The organism is Clostridium sp. DSM 17811 (assembly GCF_018861905.1).
GTDB classification, from domain to species: domain Bacteria; phylum Bacillota; class Clostridia; order Clostridiales; family Clostridiaceae; genus Clostridium_AD; species Clostridium_AD frigoriphilum.
Window position 1 is genome coordinate 137,723 of record NZ_JAHLDU010000009.1, and the last position, 24,075, is coordinate 161,797.

The 24,075-nt window shown below is 31.7% G+C and carries 19 protein-coding genes; 8 read left to right on the forward strand and 11 right to left on the reverse strand.

The window, feature by feature from the left end; translation table 11 throughout:
- Positions 1 to 8: 8 nt before the first annotated feature.
- The 7 genes from nagB to KPL44_RS13165 form a co-directional block, all read right to left on the reverse strand.
- Positions 9 to 734, reverse strand: a complete 726-nt coding sequence (nagB, locus tag KPL44_RS13135) for a glucosamine-6-phosphate deaminase (protein ID WP_216250975.1) — start codon at positions 732 to 734, stop codon at positions 9 to 11.
- A 38-nt stretch (positions 735 to 772) separates the two neighbouring features.
- Positions 773 to 1,930, reverse strand: coding sequence for an N-acetylglucosamine-6-phosphate deacetylase (gene nagA, locus KPL44_RS13140; RefSeq protein ID WP_216251105.1), 1,158 nt, complete (start codon positions 1,928 to 1,930; stop codon positions 773 to 775).
- A 27-nt stretch (positions 1,931 to 1,957) separates the two neighbouring features.
- Positions 1,958 to 2,692 (reverse strand): GntR family transcriptional regulator, encoded by a 735-nt coding sequence (locus KPL44_RS13145; protein WP_216251108.1) that lies wholly within the window; start codon positions 2,690 to 2,692, stop codon positions 1,958 to 1,960.
- A 177-nt stretch (positions 2,693 to 2,869) separates the two neighbouring features.
- Positions 2,870 to 6,112, reverse strand: a complete 3,243-nt coding sequence (locus KPL44_RS13150) for an Ig-like domain-containing protein (protein ID WP_216250978.1) — start codon at positions 6,110 to 6,112, stop codon at positions 2,870 to 2,872.
- Between the two features lie 225 nt (positions 6,113 to 6,337).
- On the reverse strand, positions 6,338 to 8,482 hold the full coding sequence (locus KPL44_RS13155; RefSeq protein WP_216250981.1) for a heavy metal translocating P-type ATPase: 2,145 nt from the start codon (positions 8,480 to 8,482) through the stop codon (positions 6,338 to 6,340).
- Between the two features lie 68 nt (positions 8,483 to 8,550).
- Complete coding sequence (locus tag KPL44_RS13160) at positions 8,551 to 8,913, reverse strand: ArsR/SmtB family transcription factor (RefSeq protein WP_216107713.1); 363 nt, start codon at positions 8,911 to 8,913, stop codon at positions 8,551 to 8,553.
- Between the two features lie 303 nt (positions 8,914 to 9,216).
- Positions 9,217 to 10,983, reverse strand: a complete 1,767-nt coding sequence (locus KPL44_RS13165) for a bifunctional homocysteine S-methyltransferase/methylenetetrahydrofolate reductase (protein ID WP_216250984.1) — start codon at positions 10,981 to 10,983, stop codon at positions 9,217 to 9,219.
- A gap of 305 nt (positions 10,984 to 11,288) precedes the next feature.
- Between KPL44_RS13165 and KPL44_RS13170 the strand changes: the two genes are divergently transcribed.
- Positions 11,289 to 12,503, forward strand: coding sequence for an NAD(P)/FAD-dependent oxidoreductase (locus KPL44_RS13170; RefSeq protein ID WP_216250987.1), 1,215 nt, complete (start codon positions 11,289 to 11,291; stop codon positions 12,501 to 12,503).
- Positions 12,504 to 12,586: 83 nt separating this feature from the next.
- Here the strand turns inward: KPL44_RS13170 and surE are convergent, their stop codons facing one another.
- Positions 12,587 to 13,339, reverse strand: coding sequence for a 5'/3'-nucleotidase SurE (surE, locus tag KPL44_RS13175; RefSeq protein ID WP_216250990.1), 753 nt, complete (start codon positions 13,337 to 13,339; stop codon positions 12,587 to 12,589).
- Positions 13,340 to 13,628: 289 nt separating this feature from the next.
- Here surE and KPL44_RS13180 point away from each other — a divergent pair, with 289 nt between their 5' ends.
- A complete protein-coding gene (locus KPL44_RS13180; protein ID WP_253201761.1) occupies positions 13,629 to 14,936 on the forward strand; it encodes an APC family permease in 1,308 nt (435 codons plus the stop codon).
- A gap of 75 nt (positions 14,937 to 15,011) precedes the next feature.
- On the opposite strand, the gene KPL44_RS13185 is transcribed toward KPL44_RS13180, so the two are convergent.
- The gene (locus KPL44_RS13185; RefSeq protein ID WP_216250993.1) at positions 15,012 to 15,404 is read right to left on the reverse strand and encodes a hypothetical protein; all 393 of its coding nucleotides are present in this window, start codon (positions 15,402 to 15,404) and stop codon (positions 15,012 to 15,014) included.
- A gap of 166 nt (positions 15,405 to 15,570) precedes the next feature.
- On the opposite strand from KPL44_RS13185, the gene KPL44_RS13190 reads away from it, so the two are divergent.
- Together KPL44_RS13190 and KPL44_RS13195 are read left to right on the forward strand one after the other, a co-directional pair.
- Positions 15,571 to 16,506: an ArsR/SmtB family transcription factor gene (locus KPL44_RS13190; protein ID WP_216250996.1), complete on the forward strand. Its 936-nt coding sequence runs from the start codon at positions 15,571 to 15,573 to the stop codon at positions 16,504 to 16,506.
- Positions 16,507 to 16,599: 93 nt separating this feature from the next.
- The gene (locus KPL44_RS13195) at positions 16,600 to 17,502 is read left to right on the forward strand and encodes an ArsR/SmtB family transcription factor (RefSeq protein ID WP_216250997.1); all 903 of its coding nucleotides are present in this window, start codon (positions 16,600 to 16,602) and stop codon (positions 17,500 to 17,502) included.
- A gap of 23 nt (positions 17,503 to 17,525) precedes the next feature.
- Here KPL44_RS13195 and KPL44_RS13200 read toward each other — a convergent pair whose 3' ends face one another.
- Positions 17,526 to 17,783 carry a DUF6171 family protein gene (locus KPL44_RS13200; RefSeq protein ID WP_216251000.1) on the reverse strand — a complete coding sequence of 86 codons (258 nt, stop codon included), beginning with the start codon at positions 17,781 to 17,783 and terminating at the stop codon, positions 17,526 to 17,528.
- Between the two features lie 4 nt (positions 17,784 to 17,787).
- A complete protein-coding gene (locus KPL44_RS13205; RefSeq protein ID WP_216251002.1) occupies positions 17,788 to 19,278 on the reverse strand; it encodes an alpha-N-arabinofuranosidase in 1,491 nt (496 codons plus the stop codon).
- A gap of 456 nt (positions 19,279 to 19,734) precedes the next feature.
- On the opposite strand from KPL44_RS13205, the gene KPL44_RS13210 reads away from it, so the two are divergent.
- The 4 genes from KPL44_RS13210 to KPL44_RS13225 all read left to right on the forward strand — a co-directional run bounded on the left by KPL44_RS13210 (position 19,735) and on the right by KPL44_RS13225 (position 23,997).
- Positions 19,735 to 21,063, forward strand: coding sequence for an ABC transporter substrate-binding protein (locus tag KPL44_RS13210; protein ID WP_216251005.1), 1,329 nt, complete (start codon positions 19,735 to 19,737; stop codon positions 21,061 to 21,063).
- A gap of 101 nt (positions 21,064 to 21,164) precedes the next feature.
- Positions 21,165 to 22,076, forward strand: a complete 912-nt coding sequence (locus KPL44_RS13215) for a carbohydrate ABC transporter permease (RefSeq protein WP_367302946.1) — start codon at positions 21,165 to 21,167, stop codon at positions 22,074 to 22,076.
- 2 nt (positions 22,077 to 22,078) lie between these two features.
- Complete coding sequence (locus KPL44_RS13220; protein WP_216251008.1) at positions 22,079 to 22,972, forward strand: carbohydrate ABC transporter permease; 894 nt, start codon at positions 22,079 to 22,081, stop codon at positions 22,970 to 22,972.
- Between the two features lie 62 nt (positions 22,973 to 23,034).
- Positions 23,035 to 23,997 (forward strand): glycoside hydrolase family 43 protein, encoded by a 963-nt coding sequence (locus KPL44_RS13225; RefSeq protein WP_216251011.1) that lies wholly within the window; start codon positions 23,035 to 23,037, stop codon positions 23,995 to 23,997.
- Positions 23,998 to 24,075: the final 78 nt, after the last annotated feature.

Genomic DNA, 24,075 nt, shown 5'->3' on the forward strand with positions numbered 1-24,075 from the left:
TTTTAATTTTATAATAAGCTTGCTGCTTCTTTGTCTATAATAATAGTTACATCATTGTGAAGTTGAAGAATTGAAGCAGGAATACTCGGATTAATTTTCCCATTAACTGCTTTTTCTATAACTTCAGCTTTATTTAATCCATTGGCAAGTAAAATTATTTTTTTAGAGTTCATTATTGTCTTTATACCCATGCTTATCGCTTTTACTGGAACTTCCTCTATTGACTTAAAAAACCTAGAATTAGCTTCTATTGTTTGTTCGTCAAGATTTACTAAATGAGTCTGTGCTTCAAAATTTACATTTGGTTCATTAAACCCGATATGTCCATTTCCACCTATACCAAGCACTTGCATATCTATGCCACCAAGTGTCTTTATTTTACTTTCATAAAGCACACAACTAGCATTTACATCCTTTGCCATGCCATCTGGCATATTAATATTATTTTTACTTATATCTACCTTATCAAATAGGTTCCTAGTCATATAACTATAATAACTTTGTGAATTTTCACGATCAAGTCCATGATATTCATCTAAGTTAAAAGTTCTGACCTCTTTAAAGTCCACTTCTTTTTTATTATACAACTTAACTAATTCCTCATACATGCCTAAAGGAGTATCACCAGTCGCAAGACCTATTACACTATCCGGCTTTAACGTAACCTGACTTGCAACCATTAAAGCAGCTCTTTTACTCATTTCCTCATAATTATCTACAACTATTATTCTCATATTGGCACCACCTTATAATATTACTCAAAATATCACTTTTAAGCTTCGTACACTATTTTTCCATCGACTATTGTAAAATACACATCTATATCATCATTAAAAATAGCTATATTTGCATCATATCCTGGCTGTAAACTTCCAATTTTGTCATCCATATTAATTACCTTTGCTGGATTAATTGTTGCCATAGCCACAACATCATAAATTTCTAAATTACTGCTTCGCAGCATATTGAGTACTGCCTTGTTTATAGTCAAAACGCTGCCTGCTAGTGTTCCATCCTCAAGTCTTGCAGCTCCATTTTCAACTATTACCTTTTGTCCACCAAGCTCAGACACGCCACTCTTAATGCAACCAGCTCTCATAGAATCTGTTATAAGAACCATTCTTTCCTTATGCACAATATTTATTAGTATATTAAACATCGCAGGATGAACATGTATTAAATCTGCTATTAATTCGCAGGATATATCACTTGCAAAAATTGCACCTACAATGCCTGGCTTTCTGTGGTTAAGTGGAGTCATAGCATTAAAAATATGTGTCGCATGTGACATTCCATCATCAATTGCTTTCATAGTTTCCTCAAAACTTGCGTCAGAGTGACCTACTGATAATGTGATTTTAGAATTGTTTTTGACTTTTTTTATAAAACTATGATCTATATCCTTTTCAGGAGCAAGGGTTATAATTTTAATAATATCTAAATAATCCTTTATAATATCATAATCTGGCTTTATAATATTATCTGCCTTTTGAGCACCTTTATACTTTTCATTTATAAAAGGTCCCTCCATATGTACTCCTAGAATTTTTGCTCCCATAGTCTCTATTCCCATTTCTTGTCGAACAAGATCTAACGCTTTATATATGCTATCAGTATCCATAGTCATTGTAGTAGGCAAATAGCCAGTCACACCATTTACAGCTATGGTAGAACTTATAGTTTTCAAGGCTTTCTTTGTAGCATCCATAGTATCATATCCACCACTGCCATGAATATGAATATCAATAAAACCTGGTGATACGAATCTACCCTTAGCATCAATAATTTTCATTTCTTCCATGCACTCTTCTTTATACTGATGGAAGTTATCATTATCTATAATGCCAATAATTTTCTTATCAAAAACTATTACGCTATTATAAATAATTCTGTCTTTCATAATAAGTTTTCCATTAATTATAGCTTTAATATTAATCACCTCATCAAATATTTTACCTTATTTTAATGTTACTTGATATTTATACTTATCACTTCTATATATTGCTTTAGTATATTCAATTGGGGTTCCATTTTCTAAATATGTGGTTCTCCTAAATGTTAACGCCAAAGCATATTTATCTTGATTTAGAAGCTCGCTGTCATACTCGTTAAGCATTATAGGTTCAATTATTTGCTTAGCCTCATAAGGATAATATCCATATTTTTCACGAAATATACTAAATAGTGATTTCCCCTCTACCATATCCCTTGTCATTCCATCAAATAAGCAATACGGAAGCCATGCTGTTTCAATTGCTACCGGTTGCTGATCACCAAACCTCAATCTTTTAATTTCAATAATCTTATTTTCATCAATAGGCATTTTAAGTTCAAGCATGCATTGCTTTGTGGCATCTATTATCTCAAAAGATAATATTTTAGTTTTTGAGATCACCCCATTGTCCTGCATTTGCTCACTAAAACCTTTAAGAAGTGATATCTCACGATTGACCTTTGCAATAGACACAAACGTCCCTTTGCCCTGCTGTCTATATATAAGTCCCTCATTTACAAGTGACATAATAGCCTTATTAACTGTCATTCTACTAACACCTTGTACTTTGCATAATTCTCTTTCTGTTGGAATTGAATCTCCAGGCTTTAATACTTCATTTTCAATCATTTCTTGTAATATTTCTTTTATCTGGTAATGAAGTGGTATAGGATTATCCTTCGAAACTTTTTTCAAAATTTTTCTCCTCACTTACAATTAAATTTATTTTCATAACGATAGTTGACATGTTGTTATGTTGTATATACCAATTATATTTCAAATTCAACATTAATGCAAGCTATTTATATTAATAAACTAAAAAAAGATTAATATGAAAATGAAGTTTTTCATATTAATCCAATATATGTCACCTATCTAATTTATAATAACCCCGGTTGCAGGTTGCAGAACAGTTACACTGCATGTAGCTTTTTTAGTTGTATCATCCACTGAAGTTGCAGTTATTGTCGTAGTTCCTCCAGAAGTTGGTGTTACCCTCCCGTTTGAATCAACATTAGCGACAATTGGATTACTACTAGTCCACGTAACACGCTTTACCTTTTGGTTTTCTGGCATAACGATAGCTGACAGATTTACAGAAGAATCCCCTAATTTAAATTTTAAACTATTCTGATTTAGGATAATGTTATCTACCTGCTCTGGTACGTAAACTATGCAATAAACTAAATGATTTCCTTCCACTGATCTTCCGATAATCCCTGTTGTTCCGGCTGTTATTGCAGTTACTATTCCATCATCACTTACACTAGCTACATCTTCATTTCCACTACTCCAAATTATTGTCTTATTTGATGCATTTGTTGGAAGTATAACTGGCTTTAATGAAAGGGTGCTCTTAATCTTTAAAGTCGCACTATTTTTTATTAATGTCATTTCTGTTATATCTTGCTTAGTTACATTTACAAAACAAGCATCCATAATCCCTCTATCAACTGTAGTCACAATAATTAATGTCATGCCTTCAGCTATTGGCGTTACTACGCCTGTAGCACTTACTACCGCTACATTCTCATTACTACTACTCCAGGTTACTGCCTTATTAACTGCATTACTTGGGTTTATAACTGTAGTTAATGTAAATGGAGTTCCCACAATTGATGGATTTACAATTGGTTTTATAGAAATACTTGTTGCATGTACTTTAAGGTCACCCGATATAGGCCCGATTACATTTACACTACATGTGGCTTTTTTAGTCTTATCATAAACTGAAGTTGCAGTTATAACTGCACTACCTCCAGATATTGATACTACCCTACCATTTGAATCAACATTAGCTATGCCATAATTACTACTAGTCCACAAAATATCTTTTACTGAAAGATCATCTGGCATAATTTTAGCTGACAGTGTAACAGCGGCATCACCTAATTTAAGTTTTAAACTATTTTGACTTAATGTAATACTATCTATTACTTCAGGTACGTACACTAAGCAATAAACTAAATAATTACCATCCACCGTTTTACCAATAATCCCAGCAGATCCGGATGATATTGCAGTTACTATCCCTGTATCACTTACCTTTGCTACATCTTCATTTCCACTACTCCAAATTACTGTTTGGTTTGAAGCATTAACTGGAAATATGTCTGGCTTTAATGTTAATGTACTCTTAATTTTTAAAGTCGCATAATTGTTAGTTAAAGTCATTCCTGTTACATCTTGCTTGGTCACATTAACAACACAACTATCCATATTTCCTCTATCCACAGTTGTTACTACAATTAATGTAAACCCTTCAGCTATAGGAGTTACAACGCCTGTAGTACTCACTGTAGCAACATTTTCATTACTACTACTATAGGTTACTGCCTTATTCGCTGCATTACTTGGCGATATAACCTGAGTCAATGTAGATGGAGTTCCAGCTATTAAATTTAATTGCTTTGGTTTTAATGTTATTCCTGTTGCATGTATTTTAGTGTCTGTTATAGGTCCATTAACAGTTACACTACACGTAGCTTTTTTAGTTTTATCATAAACTGAAGTTGCAGTTATTACTGCCTTTCCACCAGCCTTTGGTGTTACCCTACCATTTGAATCTACATCAGCTATGTTGTAATTACTACTAGTCCACATAATATCCTTTAGCGAGAAATTATCTGGCATTATTTTAGCTGACAGAACTGTCGCAGCACCCCCTAAATCAAATTTCAAACTGTTTTGACTTAAGGTAATGTTGTCTATTACCTCTGGTACATAAACTAAGCAATAAACTGAATAGTCTCCATCCACAGTTCTACCTATTATTCCTGCAGATCCGGATGTTATTGCAGTTACTATTCCAGTATCACTTACTTTGGCTACATCTTCATTTCCACTACTCCAAATTATTGTTTGGTTTGTTGCTTTACTTGGAACTATCTCTGGCTTTAATGTCAATGTACTCTTTATTTTTAAAGTTGCATAATTGTTAGATAAAATCACTCCTGTTACATCCTTCTTAGTAACGTTAACGACGCAGCCATCGACATTTCCTCTATCCACTGTTGTCACCATAATTAATGTGGTTCCCGTAGATATTGGAGTTACAATACCCTTATCACTAACCGTAGCCACGGACTCATTACTACTACTCCAGATCACGGCCTTATTCACTGCATTAGTTGGAGTTATAACCTGAGTTAATGTATACGGGGTTCCATCCTTTAAATCTAATTGTTTTGGTTTTAATGTAATTCCTGTTGCATGTATTTTAGTATCAGTTATGGGCCCAGTTACAGTTACATTGCACGTAGATTTTTTAGTTTTATCATAAGTTGATGTCGCAGTTATTACTGCAGATCCACCAGACATCGGAGTTACCCTACCATTTGAATCTACATTAACTATGCCATAATTACTACTAGTCCACGTTATACTTTTAATTGAGAGATTATCCGGCATGATTTTTGCCGATATCGTAACAGGAGTATCACCTAAAGCAAATTTTACATTGTTTGGGCTTAAGGTAATACTGTTTACTTCTTCAGGCACGTATACCAAGCAATAAACTTGGTAATTGCCATCAACTGTTTTTCCAATAATACCTGCTGATCCTGGTGTTATTGCAGTTACTACTCCTTTATCGCTCACTTTAGCTACATCTTCATTTCCGCTATACCAGATTACTGTTTTGTTTGAAGCATCTAGCGGAAGTATTTTAGGATTTAGTGTAGTTGTTCCCTTAATTTTCAAAGTTACCATGTTTGGAGTTAATGTCATTCCTGATACATCACTCTTAGTTACATTAACAATGCAGGTATCGATATGTCCCCCATCCACTGTTCTAACTACAATCATCGCCGTACCTTCACCTATTGGGGTTACTATTCCAGCTGCACTTACAGTAGCCACATCCTCATTACTACTACTCCAAATTACTGCTTTATTCGCAGCATTAGCTGGTAATACAGTAGCTTTCAGACTTAATGTTGGCCCACCTACAATTAGAGTTTGGTTTCCTTGAGAAGTAGTTACAGTAGTGGCACTAATTGCTGATAAATTCACTGCAGCGCGTGTATTATAAACAGATACTTGGATTTGATATAATAGAGCTATTGTAAAAATTACTAATAAGTTCTTTACTGTAATTATTTTATGTTTTGTTATCAATTTTCCACTCCCTTTATTAAGATGAACGATCAATTTTCAATAAAATATATGTCTACCTATTTTAACATTATCTTCTATATATCGGTAATTTGTCAATATACTTTAACTATAAGACAATTTTACATTTTTTAAAAACAAAAGTACTCTATATCGCAGACTTTTCTTTGTCTACTTTATAGAGTACGTTTAACTTTTGTTCTTATTAATCTTTTTACTATTTTAAATTTAAGACTTCATAGCTCTCATAGAATTTAAAACTGCAATCAAAGCAACTCCTACATCTCCAAAAACTGCTTCCCACATATTTGCCATTCCAAACACTGCAAAGATCAATATAGCTGCTTTTACACCTAGTGCAAATACAATATTTTGCATAACAATCTTCTTTGTTTTTTTAGCAATTTTGATAGCCTCGGCAATCTTTGATGGTTCATCTGTCATTATTACTATATCAGCAGCTTCTATTGCAGCATCTGAACCCACACCGCCCATAGCAATTCCAATATCTGCTCTTGCAAGCACTGGCGCATCATTGATGCCATCTCCTACAAATACTATTTTTCCTTTAGGTGACTTTTCATTTTGAAGTTTTTCAAGCTTTTCTACCTTATCCTGCGGAAGAAGTTCTGAGTAAACTTCATCAACGCCAAGAACTTTTCCAATATTATTTGCTATATCTTTATTATCACCAGTAAGCATTACTATTTTTTTAACACCCATTGACTTTAATTTTTTTATAGCAGAAATAGAATCATCTTTTATCTCATCGGATATTATAATGCTACCAACATATATATTGTCTATAGCTACATATATTATAGAACCAACATTTTCACCTTTAGCGTAAGAAATTTTCTCACTATCCATGAGCTTTGAATTACCAGCTAGGACATATTTTCCTTTTACTTTAGCTCTAATACCCTTTCCAGCTATTTCTTCCACGTCTTCAATATCTTTTTTGTTTACTTCTTTACCATAAGCTTTTAATATAGATGTTGCAATAGGATGATTAGAATAACTTTCAACAAATGCTGCATACTCTAATAATTCCTCTTCACTTATTTCTCCTTCTACATGCATTTTTGTAACCTTAAATACTCCTTTAGTTAGTGTCCCTGTTTTATCGAAAACTACCATTTCCACACTATTAAGTGCCTCTAAGTAGTTTCCACCTTTAACTAAAATTCCACTTTTTGATGCTCCACCTATTCCTCCAAAGAATCCGAGTGGAATAGATATCACTAAAGCGCAAGGACAAGATACTACTAAGAATACAAGTGCTCTATATACCCACTGCGAGAAAGTAGCACCAGGTATTAAAATTGGCGGAATCACCGCAAGTACAACAGCACTTATAACTACAATAGGTGTGTAATATCTTGCAAATTTAGTTATAAAGTTTTCAGTTGGTGCTTTTTTACTACTAGCATTTTTAACTAAATCTAATATTTTTGCTAAAGCTGATTCGCCAAACTCTTTTTTCACCTCTATAGTTAATAACCCATTTTTATTTATGCAGCCTGCTAAAATTTCATCACCAGCACTTACTTCTCTTGGAACTGATTCACCAGTTAAGGCAGATGAATCAACTAACGAACTTCCTTCTATAACACTACCATCTAAAGGTACTTTTTCACCAGGTTTTACTATTATAATATCTCCAATGTGTACCTCATCCGGATCAACTTTTACTATTTCATCATTAATTTTCTTATTTGCATAATCTGGTCTTATATCCATTAGTGCAGATATTGACTTTGTGGATTTGTTTACAGCTACATCCTGGAAAAATTCTCCTACTTGATAAAAAAGCATAACCCCAACACCTTCTGGGAATTGTCCTATAGAAAATGCTCCCACTGTTGCAATTACCATCAAGAAATTTTCATCAAAAATTTCTCCTCTCAATATATTTTTTATGGCAACCACTAATACGTCTCCACCAATTAATAAATAACTTATAAGATATAATGAAAATTCAAACCAGTAATCTAATTTTAATATAACTGCTATAATGTAAATTACAAAACCTACCGAAAAACGTATAATTTTATTTTTATTATTTCCTTCTTCCCCATCATTATGTCCATGATCATGATTATGGGAATGTCCCTCATATTTAACTCCATGAATGTCACTTTGTATAAAATTAACGTCGGGTTCTATCCTCTTAACTATTTTTTTTGCTTCATCTATGACTTTTAATATTTTATCCTCGCTTTGAAATTGTATCACCAAATTTTTACTAATAAAGTTTATATTCGCATCGGATACTCCATCTAACTTTCTACATTGAGTTTCAATTTTATTGGCACAATTTACGCAACATAGACCCTCTAAAATGAATTCCCTTCTTATTATATCCTCCATTTTCTCGCCTCGCTTTCAAAGTTTTTACGTTCTTTTATATTATGAATTATTGTTTATGTAATAGAATATTATCTAAGTTCTTTTATGTGTGTAAGTCCTTGATCAAATATTTGTTTAACATGCTGATCGTCCAATGAATAATAGACAACCTTACCCTCACGTCTATACTTAACAAGTCTAGCATTCTTAAGTACACGCAATTGATGTGAAATAGCTGATTGAGTCATAATAAGAAGAGCTGCTATATCACAAACACACATTTCAGTTTCAAAAAGCACACAAAGGATTTTAATTCTTGTACTATCTCCAAAAACCTTAAAAAGTTCCGCTAGATCTGATAAAGTCTCTGCTGGTGGTATTAATCTTCTTACTTTTTCTATCTCATCTTCATGAACAGTTGCGCAATGACAAAACTCTATATCTTTCTCCATCTATATTCCCCTTTCATATGAACATATGAATTGTTGTTCATACGTTCATTATATGATACCCAACAATACTTGTCAACATTCCCTTAAAATATTTTTTCACTTGGTAATTCCATTGTTAATACATCATCCTACATTAGGGGATAGTTAATAACTTTAGTATTATTAATCCTTGATATAACTCGGGTTGACGTTAGGGGACACTTAATAACTATTGTATTATCAACCTAGTAAATATCACAAAAAATAAAAACTCGCATCATGCATTTGCATGATGCGAGTTTTTAATTCACTAAACAATTTAATCTAATAACTATCTATAGTACCTATATTCTTAATGATTTCAGAAATTATATCGATTCTTTTAAATGGTGTAATAAGATAATATCCATCTACATAATTATAAATTTCTCTTGCAATATCTGTAGATATCTTAATTGCAAGAATTGTAGCTTCCTCTTTTGAAATACCATTGTATAGCTCCGTGATTTCATCAGAAACAGTTATCCCTGAAATTTCATTATTCATAAAACAAGCGTTCCTATGACTTACAATTGGAATAATCCCACCTAGGATTTTAGCAGGCAACTCCTTGCGTGCTTGTTTTAAGTTCTCTACAGCTTGCTTTGATAAAATTGGTTGTGTTAAAAACATAGTTACACCATTTTCTATTTTCTTTTTTGCGTGGTCAAGTTGACTACTAAAATTAACAGCATTTACATTTAAGGCACCACAAACATTAAAAGGTGATGAGAATGTTGTCTCATTTAAATTAGTAATGTAATTGGCAAGTATTGCAGAATTAAAGCTAAACATTGCCTTAACCTCATCCCGCTCAGCCGATGGTATAGGGTCACCAGTTACCACTAAAACATTATTTACTCCCTCAATGCTTAAGCCTAAAAGCAATGCTTTAGTCGCATTAATATTTCTATCTCGACAAGTCATATGAGGAATAGTTGTAACGTCAAGTTCTCTCTTTAACTTACAAGCAAGTAAGCTGCTATCTACTCTAACTCTTGCAACTGGACAATCTGCAATAGTTATTGCATCAACTCCTTGCTCCTTAAGACTTTTAGCACTATTCATAAAAAAATCTATCCCCGTATCCATCGGTGGATCAAGTTCCACCGCAATAATCTTTTTCCCAAGCTTGATTTTTTCAAGAAGAGAATTTTTAACTATAAGTTTTTCAAACTTAATTTTTTCTATATTTATGCTTGGTACAATTTCATGTGGAGATAATCCTTCTATATTCGCTACAGTTTCTCTTATAAATTCTGGAGTTGTACCACAGCATCCACCTATTATCGCTACACCTTGTTTTGCTATTTCTAACATTTGCCTTGCAAAATATTCTTTAGTATTATTAAAAAACGTACGATTATTTATTACTGTTGGATACCCCGAATTTGGCATAACGGAGATTGTTTTATTTTCTATATTAAGAGTTTTAATATATTTTAATAAATGATTTGGCCCCGAAAAACAGTTAAAGCCACAAGCATCTATACTTGATATATTAAAAACTTTCTCTATAAATTTTTCACCTGATATACCATTTCTTGTGAACCCTTCTGGTGAAACTGCAAGTTCCATCAAAATATATGCCTTTGGATTTTTTTCCTTAATATATTTAGAAATTTGGGCTAGATATTCATCGCTACTAAAAGTTTCGAATATAAAGTGCGTTGCACCGAGTTCTAAAAACAAATCTACTATTTCTTTATATGCCTCCCATAAATCCAGCGTCTCTAAAAATGGGATTGGTCCAATATCCGCAAAAACCAAAACATCAGTGCCCTTTGTTGCCTCACTTGCTATTTCATAACCTTTTACAATCACATCTTTTACTCCATTAAAATCACTTTCAAGGCTAATTCTATTTGCAGCAAATGTATTTGTTTTAATAGCCTTGCAACCTGCATCTATATATTCCTTATGTATATTTAATATGGTATTTCTATCATAAATATTTGCAAGCTCACATTTAGATAATGGGTTTTCTTTGATACTTGCATAATATGTCCCCATAGCACCATCAAAAATCAGTGGTAATTCCTTAACATTCATATATTTCTCCTTTCTCTCAAACATACAATCTTATATTTAATAATCATCAAAAATTTCTTTAGGCTAATTATATCAAAAAATTCTGATTATAGTATACTTTAGAAAAAGTAATACTTAAAGCTTTAAAAATACATTTGATATAATTACTCTACATATCTAAATTATTTTCTTGCATATTACCATAAATGAAGCGTAAGATAACATTAGGATATTAAAGCAATAAGAATGTCTCATAATCAAGAAAAATATTTTCCTCGCATTGTACATAAGTAAAAAATAAATCTTAAATGAAATGGGTGATATCGATGGCTAAAAAAATTATAATAGTAGGTAGTGGCATTACAGCAATAACAGCTATTAAAGCAATTAGAGAAATAGATTTAGATTCAGATATATGTTTAATTGGAGAAGAAAAATTTTATCCATATACCAGAATAAAATTATCCAAAAGTTTATTCGATAACCTTGAAGAAAATAATATACTTATTCAAAAAAAAGAGTGGTATGAACAAAATAACGTGAAAATATTAATTAATACTAAAGTGGTAAGTATAGATTCAAATTCACATGAAGTATCCTTATCTAATGAAAGTAAACTTAGTTATGATAAATTGTTAATTGCAAACGGTGCAAGTAATAACGTACCTCCAGTTGATGGTATAGGTATGAACGGAGTATACACACTTCGGGGTCTTAATGACGCTTTAAATATTAAAGAGAAGCTTAATGAGAACACGAATGTAATAGTTCTTGGTGGAGGAATACTTGGCCTTGAAATGGCCTTCATATTACATCAGCATAACATCAAAGTTACAATTGTTGAATTATGTCCAAGGCTTATGCCTCGCCAATTAGACGATAAAGCATCAGAGATATTAAAAAGCAAAATACAAGCTTGTGGAATACAAATATTAACTAACACTTGTGTAAATAAAATAATAGGCACTGATAATAAAGTAGAAGGAATTCTTATAAACGAAAATGTAGAATTAAAGTGTGACATAGTTATTCACTCAATAGGTATTAAACCTAATATGGACCTAATTTTAAAGACTGATATTAAAAGAGAAAGAGGAATACTCGTAAACAATAAAATGGAAACTAATATAAAAGACATTTATGCAGCAGGTGATATTGCAGAATTTGATAATCAAGTTATTGGATTATGGAATATTGCTATATCACAAGGAAAAGTTGCAGGGTACAATATTTCAGGGCGTGATGCTGTATATGAAAAGATTACTCCAGTAACAATGCTAAATGCTTTTGGTATTTCTTTGTTTTCTATGGGATGTATAGAAGAATCCAGTTCTACGAAAGTATTATCATATGAAGATATTAATGGAACCGGCTATAAAAAGATATTTATAAAAAATAATAAGATTATTGGTGCAATTGTAATAGGTGATGCTAGAAGATCACCACTTCTTAAATCTGCCATTGAAAAAGAATTACCCTTAGATGGAATAAACTTATCTGATATATCCGTAGACGAGTTATTAGACAAATTAAAAAAGTAGATCAAAAATACAATACTTAATTTACACAAAATAAATGCCAGGATTTTTAATCATATAATGATAAAAACCTGGCTTTTTCTTAATTAGAACCATTTACCTACATCATTTAATATTTCAAAATTAGTTAGATCATAATGAAGTGGAGTTACAGTAACGTACCCATCTTTAAAATATATTGTATCGGAATCTTCCTCATGAATATCTTTTGCCGTGCCCTTAATCTGATACTGAGTTTCATTATTTTCTCCAATAGATTCTACATATTTATTATTATACAATCTGCTTCCAATTTTACACACTTTAATTCCTTTTATTTTATTCTCTGCAAGCATTGGAACATTTACATTTAATACAATGTCATTATTAATTTTATTTTGGATAGCCTTAAGAAGTATCACCCCAGCATATTTAGCCGCTATGTCATAATTTTCAGTATTGTCATCAAACTCTACTGAAACCGCCATTGCTGGTATTTTATATATAGTAGCTTCTATTGCTGCAGAAACAGTTCCGGAATATAAAACATCTGTACCTAAGTTAAAACCTCTATTAATTCCTGATACTACCATATCTATTTTAGCATCAGTAAGTTTATTTATTGCAATTTTTACACAATCCGCTGGCGTTCCATCTACACTATAAGCTTTTGCTTTTAATCCTTTGAGCTTAGTTTCTTTAACAATAAGTGGTCTTGTAAGAGTTATTGAATGCCCACATGCACTACGCTCTTTATCTGGTGCTACGATAATTACTTCATGATTTTTTTCAAGTTCTTTAGCTAAGGCATATATTCCTTTTGCGTTTATACCATCGTCGTTTGTCAGTAACAATCTCATTTTCATTCCTCCAATTATTTACTACAATACATATAATTTTATAACATATATATTTATATATTATAACAATAGATACATATGGGCAAATATAAATTTATATTCTAATATCCTTCAACTCATTAAATCATCTCTTAGGCCTCTGAAGTCTTAAAAGTAATCTCTTTCAAACTTTTGTTGACTATACCTAAGTTTGATATTAAAATTATATAGAAATAATATAATTTTAATTTTAGGATGTAATTATTCGCTAACTGTATACAAAATACTAAAGAAGAAAGGATGATTTATTTTGAAGGCATCAAATAATTTAAAAAGGGAAATCGGCTCGCTAGAAGCCATTACCATAGTTATAGGCATGGTTATAGGTTCAGGTATTTTCTTTAAACCTTCAATCGTATTTAAAAATGCGGGTTCTCCACTTATAGGGATACTTGCTTGGGTAGCAGGAGGTATTATAACTATAGCGTCGGGCCTTACTATCGCTGAAATAGCAGCTGCTATTCCAAAAACCGGAGGTATCTTTATATATCTTAAAGAACTTTACGGAGAGAAATGGGCATTCTTATTTGGTTGGGTGCAAACAGTTATTTACGTACCTGGCTCCATCGCAGCCCTCGCAATAGTTTTATCAACTCAAGCCACTAATTTTGTACCTATGAATGGCCTTCAGCAAAAACTATTTGCAATACTAATGCTTCTAATTATTACTACTGCAAATGTATTATCAACTAAACTTGCGAGCAAAATTCAGTTCATCGCAACTATTGCAAAACTTATTCCACTCATTATTATCATTGCTTTAGGAATTATAAAAGGAACAGCTCATAGTTTTTCCATGCCAGTAGGGACAACAGCCGCCGGTGCTGGATTTGGAGCTGCTGTGCTTGGAACACTTTGGGCATATGATGGATGGGTAAGTGTAAGTAATATGGCAGGGGAACTTAAAAACCCTAAAAAAGATATACCAAAATCCATAATTATAGGATTAAGCATTACTCTAATAGTCTATGTTTTATTTAATTTAGCAATTATAAATGTAATTCCTATAACCACTGTTATAAGTTCTAAGACAGTAGCATCAGATGTTGCATCCGTTTTACTTGGAAAATCTGGCTCATTATTTATTTCTGCCGGTATATTAATATCAATCTTCGGAGCATTAAACGGTTATCTAATGACCGGCGTTAGAATCCCTTTTGCTATGGCAGAGAGTAAACTTTTACCTTGTAGTAACTTTTTAGGAAAGGTTAACAAAAAATATCAAACTCCATTAAATTCTTATATTTTTGTGGCTGCACTTGCTTGTCTTTATATATTTAGTGGTTCTTTTAATGCCTTAACTGATCTTGTTGTTTTTGTTTTATGGATTTTCTTCACAATGGCAGTAGCAGGTATCTTCATATTAAGAACAAAACATAAAGATTTAGTGAGACCTTATAAAGTACCATTTTACCCAATAGTTCCATTAATCGGAATTATTGGAGGCCTATATATACTTATAAGTACTCTTTTAACCGATACTAGAAAAGCACTTATAGGAATTATTATCACTTTAATTGGATTGCCTGTATATTGGTATATTAAGAAACAAAAATAAAGTAAACGAGCATATGTTACTACAAATTCATCTCACTTGTTCAAATGTATTTTACGTAATATATGCTTTTTTTCCTTATTTTGTAGGCTCAAAAGTAATTACTGTCTCTGCACTAAAATTAATATCACTCTGACGTATTGCAATGATATGTTGATCAAAAGTACTCTGAGGTGATTCAGCACCAGCTATACGTATTATGGATTTATCTGGAATTATATTAAGCCAGCTACTGTTTGGAAATATTCTCAGGGTACTCCATTCACTATTTAAATCTTTTTTGTCAAAATCATCAAAGAATTTATTATCCTTTATTTTAATAACTCCCTTTACTTTTAATATACAAGGATCTGGATTAAATCCCTCAAGAATTGGATTATGAATAGATTTCATAACTATTAGTCCCTTTATTAAATATTTTTTTCTTTCAAATTCTAAATTATTTATAAGTATTATACCATTAGATACCATTTATTCCATCCTATAATTCGAATATAGTTTTAAATAGTTACTAAATAAATAACTCATTGTTTAAACGGTTCCTTTATTTTAAAAAAACCTAAAATAGTTATATAATATTCAATACATATATTATATAATATATGTATTGAATGAATTTATAAAGGAGACCTAAATAATGATACATATTAAAAACCTTGAAGATAGTTTGCCAATATTTAAAGCACTTAGTTCAGATGTAAGAATTCAGATTCTTAATCTTTTATCAGAATATAAGCAACTTAACATGAATGATATCGCAAAAAAATTAAAGCTTTCTAATGGAGCAATCACTATGCATATTAGAAAATTAGAAGAATGTGGAATCATTAAAATTAATATTTTAACCGCTAAACATGGGATTCAAAAAATATGTTATTTACATGAAGATAAATTTATTATAGATATTGGTAAACAAGATATGGATAACTCATATGAATTAGAAATTGGAATTGGACAATATTCTTTTTACGAAATACAACCAACTTGTGGAATAGCTACAAAAGATAAGTTGATTGGAGAAGTGGATAATCCAAGTTATTTTGCTGACCCTGATAGAATCAATGCTGATATTTTATGGTTTTCAAAAGGTGCAATAGAATATAGAATACCTAATTATCTAAAACCTTCACAAGTATTTTCGGAAATTCAAATCTCTATGGAAATAAGTTCCGAAGCACCGGGCAATTGTAGTTTATGGCCTTCTGATATTTACTTTAGCCTAAATGATATTTACCTCGGCAGTTGGACAAGTCCTGGCGACTATGCTGATACAAAAGGAATTTTAACACCTAACTGGTGGTTCTCAAATTGGAATCAATATGGTTTATTAAAGTTATTGTCCATTAATAAATTTGGAACTTTTATTGATGGGCTTAAAATCTCAGATACCGATTTAAATGATATTAATTTAAATTACAAAAGCGATTTATCATTTAAATTATCTATTCCAGAAGATGCTAAGCACAAGGGTGGTTTAACTTTATTTGGTAAGAACTTTGGCAATTATAATCAAGGAATAAATATAAGAGTCTTGTATGAACAAAACCTAATAGATGAAACCCTAACAAAATAATCATAAAATGAATGTTTAAATATTTAATTACTTTACAATTCTAATTAACAAGTTCATAATTATGTTAATCATTAAATAGTGAAAGGAATAATTATGAAAATAGATATAAACGAAAAATGGCTTCCTGTCTACGAAGCATTAGATAGTTCTGTACGAATTAAGATTATTAATCTTCTTTCCGAACTACCCTTAAATATAAAAGAAATTGCTAGTAAACTAGAACTTAGTAGTGCAATTATTACTATGCACATTAATAAATTAGAAAAAGCTGGAATCGTTAAAGGTGAACGTACCAAAAGTAAGGGTGGCGTCCAGAAAATATGCTCTTTAATTTTAGATGGTATAATAATAGATTTTCCGAGGAAAACCCAGGAACGAATAAACCATCATGAATATATCGTTCCGGTAGGTCAATATACTGATTTTGAGATCACACCAACATGTGGTCTTGCAACTACTGAAAAAATTATAGGTTATTTTGATGATACAAGATCTTTTTTAGATTCACAAAGAGTAGCTGCAAAGATTTTATGGTTTACTCAGGGTTTTGTTGAATATAAATTGCCTAATTATCTCTTAACAACGCAAAATCCTAGTGAACTTGAAATATCTATGGAAATTGGCTCAGAAGCACCCGGTGCAAACAAAAATTGGCCATCTGATATCTCTTTTATAATGAACGGAATTAAAATTGGAGAGTGGACTAGTCCTGGCGACTTCGCTGATGTAAAAGGAAAATATACTCCAAACTGGTGGATCAGTGATATAAATCAATACGGGATGCTAAAAATCATTAAAATAAATGAAAAAGGTTCTTTTATTGATGGAGAAAAAATTTCAGATGTTAAATTATCTGATATAAATATTAGGAGCAAACAATGGAAATTAAGATTAGAAGTGGCAGCAGATGCTAAGCATATAGGCGGTCTAACGGTTTTTGGAAGTGGTTTTGGAAACTACGATCAAGATTTAATCTTTAGACTATATTATACATAATAAAATGGGAATGAAGTGAAACTTCATTCCCATTTTGATTTTTGAGGATAAGGGCAACTAGATTCCATTAATTTCGCCTTTATTTGTACAATACAACCACACTGCAAGCAGGTTGTACCATATTCTAGATAATTGCAATTAAAGCAAATATGCAAACGTTTTTTATAAGTTTCCTGATCAATAAGCTTAAATTGATTGCCACTTACAATTATATTTAACATATCATCAATATCATTTTCAGAAACCATCACACTCGCAGAGCAAGCCTTACATTTTATCATCTTATTACTCTACATTAAGTACAATAACTGACATTTTAGGCATAACTATTGAAAGTTTATTATTTTGAATTGTAACCGCTTTAAATTCTTTTGGAACAACTTTATTTGGATCTGTAAAACTGTTGTATGCATTCATTTCATCAGATGCAAGTATGGTTCCCGATACTTTTGAGTAGACGGATCCTCTTAATTCACTAGTCACTTCAATTTCATCATTAGGGCTTAAATTGCATAAAGATATATGAGTGATTCCCTTGTCGTCAATTGAAGCTGACACATTTAGCTCAGGCAAAGATTTATTCCCATTAACATAATCTTCGCATTCAAATGATGTAGACAAAAGCTCAGCATCTTGATGTACCTTGTACATTTTAAATATATGGTATGTTGGTGTTAATACTATTTTATCTCCCTGCGTTAATATCATAGCTTGTAGAACATTTACCATTTGAGCAATATTTGCCATCTGCACTCTATCGCAATGGTTATTAAATATATTAAGACCAACCCCTGCAACTAGTGCATCTCTTAAGGTGTTTTGTTGATAAAGGAAGCCAGGATTTGTACCAGGTTCAACATTAAACCAAGTTCCCCATTCATCGACTATTAATCCTACACGCTTGTCTGGATCGTATTTATCCATAATAGTACTGTGTTTAATTATAAGTTCTTCCATATATAATATTTTTTCCATAGTTTTAAACCATAATGTCTCATCAAATACCGTTGCGAAACCTTTATCATCGAAACCAAAAGGCATTGTATAATAATGGAGACTTAATCCATCCATAAGACTAGAAGATTCTCTCATCAATACCTCTGTCCAATTATAATCACTAGCATTGGGACCCCCAGCTATTTTAAAAAGCTTATTTCCCTGATAATTTCTTGCGTAGGTGGAATATCTTCTGTATAGATCTGAATAATGTTCTGGTCTCATATTTCCACCGCAGCCCCAATTTTCATTACCAACACCGAAGTATTTTAGTTTCCAAGGTTTTTCGTGTCCATTAGCCGCTCTAAGTTCTGCCATTGGTGACACACCATCAAATGTCATATATTCCACCCATTCACTCATTTCTTGAACAGTGCCACTTCCAACATTTCCACAAACATAAGGCTCTGTTTCAAGTTGCTCACATAGCTCAAAAAATTCATGTGTTCCAAAATTGTTATTCTCAACTAGACCTCCCCAATGAGTATTAATCATTTTAGGACGACTCTCAGGATTACCTATGCCATTCTTCCAGTGATACTCATCAGCAAAACATCCACCTGGCCATCTTAATACTGGAATTTTAAGTTCTTTTAAAGCCTGGACTACATCATTACGAATCCCATTTGTATTTTGAATAGGCGAGTCTTTTCCAACCCAAAGGCCCTCATATATGCATCTGCCTAAGTGCTCGGAAAACTGACCATAAATGTTCTTGTTAATTTTACCCTTCTTAACATCAGCATTAATAATGATTTTAGCCTTTTTTAAATTAGCCATTATTACACCCTCCTTCAGTAATTAATAATATGATTAATATATTAACATTAGTATTAATTGTATTATAAGTTTTTTTCTATAGAAGGTCAATAATAAAATACATATAAGTAAAATTATATTTCTATGTACAAGTAATGAGGATTGGTTTATAGAAACATGAAACAATTAACTAAAGTTAAAAAAATTATTGACTTTTAAAGTAAATAATACCATACTGTAGTTATAAACCAATTAACACAAACATAAAACTATTAATATATAATATTCTTGATTTTAAAATGTATTAATAGTTTTACTCGCTTCGTGATAACGTTTCCTAATTACTTTTAATGAAATTGAAATGTTATGAAAATTTCTATTTCCATTACATTGCAATACAAAATTATTCTTTATTAAAGGAGGAAATAGAAGGATCAATTTAAATGCTCTATTTAATACATTTAGGAGGGGGATTTTATGAAAAAAAGAATTAGTCTTATGCTTATTTCACTGATGACAGCTACAATGGTTTTAGGTGGTTGTGGTAGTAACTCTTCAACTGGTACAAATGGTCAAAGTACTAAATCCGGAAAAGTAACAAAATTAAATTTATGGACATTTATTGGGTTACATTCTAATTTATACAATGATGCTGCTAAGAATTGGAATAAAGCCCATCCAGATCAACCTATTGAGTTAAAAGTAACTACTTACCCTTATACCGATATGCATAACAAATTATTGGTCGCAGTTAAAACAGGAGTTGGAGCTCCAGATATTGCTGATATTGAGGTTGGTCAGTTTCCAAATTTTACAAAAGGAACCCCACAATTAGCAGATTTGAGTGATATTGTAGCCCCTGAGAAGGCTAATTTTATACAATCACGTTTAGATTTATATAGCAAGGACGGAAAAGTGTACGGTTTACCTACACATGTAGGAACTACTGTTGCTTTCTACAATAAGGAGCTTTTTAAAAAAGCAGGTGTTGATTATACAAAAATCAAAACCTGGGATGACTATATAGCCGCTGGTAAAATTGTAAAAACAAAAACAGGAAAATATATGGGATATCTTTCTCAGACTGCAAATTGGGAATTTAGCTTAATGGTAGGACAACAAGGTTCAGATATCTTTGATAAAACCGGGAATGTGACTTTAGATAATCCGGTAGCAGTAAAGTCACTACAACTACTTCATGATATGGTATTTACAGATAAAATTGCTGCGATATCTCCTGGTGGACAACCTGATACAGAAGAAGGTTATGGAGCTTTTAACAAAGGTGGCGCTGCTTCAGTTATAATGCCATTCTGGTATACAAGTAGATTACTTGCTAATATGCCTGATTTAAAAGGCAAAATAGCAATACAAGCACCCCCAGTATTTGCGACCGGAAATAAAAACCTATCTGTTGGATTAGGTGGAACAGGAACAGCAGTACCAATTCAAGGTAAAAATGTTGAACTTGCAAAGAAGTTTTTGTTCTTTGCAAAAGGAACTGAAAAAGCTAGTGAGAACATTTGGAATCTAGAAGGTTTTGACCCACCTAGATGGGATTCATGGAAGAAAATAAGTGCAAATATTGGTGACACCAAGTTTACACAGTATTTCTCAAATGGTAAAGATGCCTTTAATGTTCTTATACCATTAAAAGATTCAATAGCTACTCCAGTAAGTATTGAAAAAAGCCCCAATGCTGGAACCCTATTAGATACTCAAGTTTTATTTAAAGTATTAAAAGAAAATTCAGCTACGCCTCAGGCCGCTTTAAAAGCAGCAGCAGATGAGCTACGTAAAAAATAAAAAAACAGCAGGCAAATAAAATTAGTCACCTATAAATTATTAGGGATGCAATTATTTATGTGATTTGCATCTCCTAATATTTAAATTGGAGGGGAATCTTCTTGGAAAAAAAGCAAAACATGATTGTTAATAAGTTTTTATATTCTTCAAAGTATGCTCCATATGTTTTTGTATTACCTTTCATTCTTTCATTTTTCATATTCTTTTTTTATCCAATAATAAGCACATGCATTATGAGTTTTCAAGATGTTGTTGGTGTTGGTCAAAATAAGTTTATTGGTTTAAAAAACTATAAAGATTTACTTAATGTTCATTTTTATACCGCTGTTTGGAATAGTGTACGATATTGTTTTTGGACTTTGTTACTTTTGATACCCATACCTATAGTTTTAGCCGTGTTTTTGAATTCAAAAGCATTAGTAGCTAAAAAATTTTTTAGAGCTACCATTTTCATGCCCGCTATCACCTCAGTTGTTGTTGCAGGTATTGTTTTTAGATTGATTTTTGGAGAAACTCCAGGTGCGCCACTAAATACAATTTTAGGTGTTTTTGGTATAAATCCAATAGAATGGCTACGTAATGAAAATACTGCAATGCCTTTATTAGTATTACTCGCAATGTGGCGTTGGACCGGGATAAATATTATATATTTCTTATCTGGTTTACAAAATATACCTACAGAACTATATGAATCAGCCGAAATTGATGGTGCAAGTGTTTTTAATAAATTTAGATATGTAACAGTACCTCTTTTAAAACCAATAATTATTTATGTTTTAACAATAAGTATCTATGGCGGATTATCAATGTTTACTGAAAGTTTTGTTTTTTGGCAGAATCATTCACAAAATGATTCTGGATTAACAATTGTCGGTTACTTGTATCAGCAAGGTTTTGAAAATGGCAATTTAGGCTTTGCTTCTGCTACTGGATTAGTATTACTTCTTATTGTAATAACTTTAAATTTATTCCAACTAAAATTTTTTGGAATATTTAAAAAGGAGGATGCATAATCATGTTAAAAACTGAAAATGTAATTATAACAAAACCTAAAAATGTAAAAGTAAAATCTAAAGTAAAATATTCTCATAAAGGATTGTTAATGGTTATTCTTTTTATTATCATAACCATTTTTGCATTACTTCCTTTCTATGCAATGTTGCTGGCTTCACTTAAACCTGCTACAGAGTTATTTCGTTATGGCTTAAATTTGAAATTAGACTTTAGTATTATGAGTATACAAAATTATATTCCTTTATTTACCGACAGCAGTATTTTATTTCTAACATGGTTTAAAAATAGTGTGCTAATTACTCTAATAAGTACAGTGTTTTCACTATTATTCTCTTCTATGGTAGGTTATGCAATAGCAGTATATGATTTTAAATTTAAGAATACAATATTTGTATTAATATTGTTTATGATGATGATCCCTGTTGAGATTTTAATACTTCCATTATATAAATTAACGGTTACACTTCATATTATAAATACATATAGTGGAATAATACTACCTTTCCTTGTCTCAGCTTCTTCGATATTCTTTTTCAGGCAGTTTGCTTCAGGAATACCAAAGGACTTTATGGATGCTGCTAGAATCGATGGGTGTACCGAATATGGGATATTTTTCAAAATTATGATACCTTTAATGAAACCAGCTTTTGGTGCCATGACAATCTTATCAGCCTTGTCAAGTTGGAATGGTTTTATATGGCCTTTAATTCAAATGAGAACAGATGAAATGTTTACACTCCCTGTAGGCTTAATGTCATTAATGACACCTTATGGAAATAATTACAGTGCTGTATTATCCGGATCTGTGTTATCGGTATTACCAATTATAATTATATTTTTACTCTTTCAGGATTCTTTCATTGAAGGATTAACTGCTGGTGGAGTAAAAGGTTAATTAGTTATCTATACATTTTATAATATAGCAAAATAAATATAGTTTAAATCGAGGAGAATATTATGTCAATAAGTCAAGAATATAAAAATCCAATAGTACGACAAGCAGCTGATCCATTTGTATATAAACACTCTGATGGATATTACTATTTCACTGCATCCGTTCCTGAATATGACAGAATCGAAATAAGAAGAGCTAAGACCATTGAGGAATTAGGCTCAATATTACCTACTGTAGTTTGGCGCAAACATATGGATGGGGAAATGAGCGCATATATATGGGCACCAGAAATACACTTTATAGATGATAAATGGTATATATACTTTGCAGCAGCAAAAGCTAATGACCCTAAAGGGAACATGTTTGATCATAGAATATATGTGCTTGAAAACTTGTCACCTAACCCACTAGAAGGACATTGGTTAGAAAAAGGGCAACTTAAGACTAATTATGAATCATTTGCTTTAGATGCTACAACCTTTCAACATAAGGGAGTAAGATATCTGGTTTGGCCTCAAAATGATCCTAATATAAAGGGAAACTCTAATTTATATATTGCAAAGTTAAGCAATCCATGGACTATTAGTGGTAAACAGGTAATGATTTCAAAACCTGAATATCCATGGGAGTGCATAGGTTTTTCTGTAAACGAAGGACCAGCAGTAATTAAGAAAAATGGGAAGATATTTATTAGCTATTCAGCAAGTGCTACAGACTATAATTATTGTATTGGCCTTTTAACTGCAGACGATACAAATGACTTGTTAAATCCATTATCTTGGAGCAAATCATCAGTTCCAGTATTTGCCACAAATTATGAAAATAATCAGTATGGACCAGGTCATAATAGTTTCACTGTTTCGGAGGATAATCAAACAGATATTATGATCTATCATGCTAGAAATTATAAGGAAATAAACGGGAATTCTCTTGATGATCCTAACCGACATGCTAGGGCGCAGAAACTAAACTGGAATGATGATGGAACTCCTGATTTTGGTAGACCAGTAGCTGATTTAAACTGATCCAATTAAGTTTATATTTATTTAAACGCAAGTAGTCTCTATGAACTATCTTATTTTCTAAATACAAAAGTGGATTCG

Coding starts and splice junctions, on each gene's coding strand:
- KPL44_RS13205 (WP_216251002.1), bottom strand. CDS start 19,278: ATGGCTAATTTAAAAAAGGCTAAAATCATTATTAATGCTGATGTTAAG.
- KPL44_RS13185 (WP_216250993.1), bottom strand. CDS start 15,404: ATGGTATCTAATGGTATAATACTTATAAATAATTTAGAATTTGAAAGA.
- KPL44_RS13190 (WP_216250996.1), top strand. CDS start 15,571: ATGATACATATTAAAAACCTTGAAGATAGTTTGCCAATATTTAAAGCA.
- KPL44_RS13210 (WP_216251005.1), top strand. CDS start 19,735: ATGAAAAAAAGAATTAGTCTTATGCTTATTTCACTGATGACAGCTACA.
- KPL44_RS13155 (WP_216250981.1), bottom strand. CDS start 8,482: ATGGAGGATATAATAAGAAGGGAATTCATTTTAGAGGGTCTATGTTGC.
- KPL44_RS13160 (WP_216107713.1), bottom strand. CDS start 8,913: ATGGAGAAAGATATAGAGTTTTGTCATTGCGCAACTGTTCATGAAGAT.
- KPL44_RS13165 (WP_216250984.1), bottom strand. CDS start 10,983: ATGAATGTTAAGGAATTACCACTGATTTTTGATGGTGCTATGGGGACA.
- surE (WP_216250990.1), bottom strand. CDS start 13,339: ATGAGATTGTTACTGACAAACGACGATGGTATAAACGCAAAAGGAATA.
- KPL44_RS13200 (WP_216251000.1), bottom strand. CDS start 17,783: ATGATAAAATGTAAGGCTTGCTCTGCGAGTGTGATGGTTTCTGAAAAT.
- KPL44_RS13170 (WP_216250987.1), top strand. CDS start 11,289: ATGGCTAAAAAAATTATAATAGTAGGTAGTGGCATTACAGCAATAACA.
- nagB (WP_216250975.1), bottom strand. CDS start 734: ATGAGAATAATAGTTGTAGATAATTATGAGGAAATGAGTAAAAGAGCT.
- KPL44_RS13220 (WP_216251008.1), top strand. CDS start 22,079: ATGTTAAAAACTGAAAATGTAATTATAACAAAACCTAAAAATGTAAAA.
- KPL44_RS13225 (WP_216251011.1), top strand. CDS start 23,035: ATGTCAATAAGTCAAGAATATAAAAATCCAATAGTACGACAAGCAGCT.
- KPL44_RS13195 (WP_216250997.1), top strand. CDS start 16,600: ATGAAAATAGATATAAACGAAAAATGGCTTCCTGTCTACGAAGCATTA.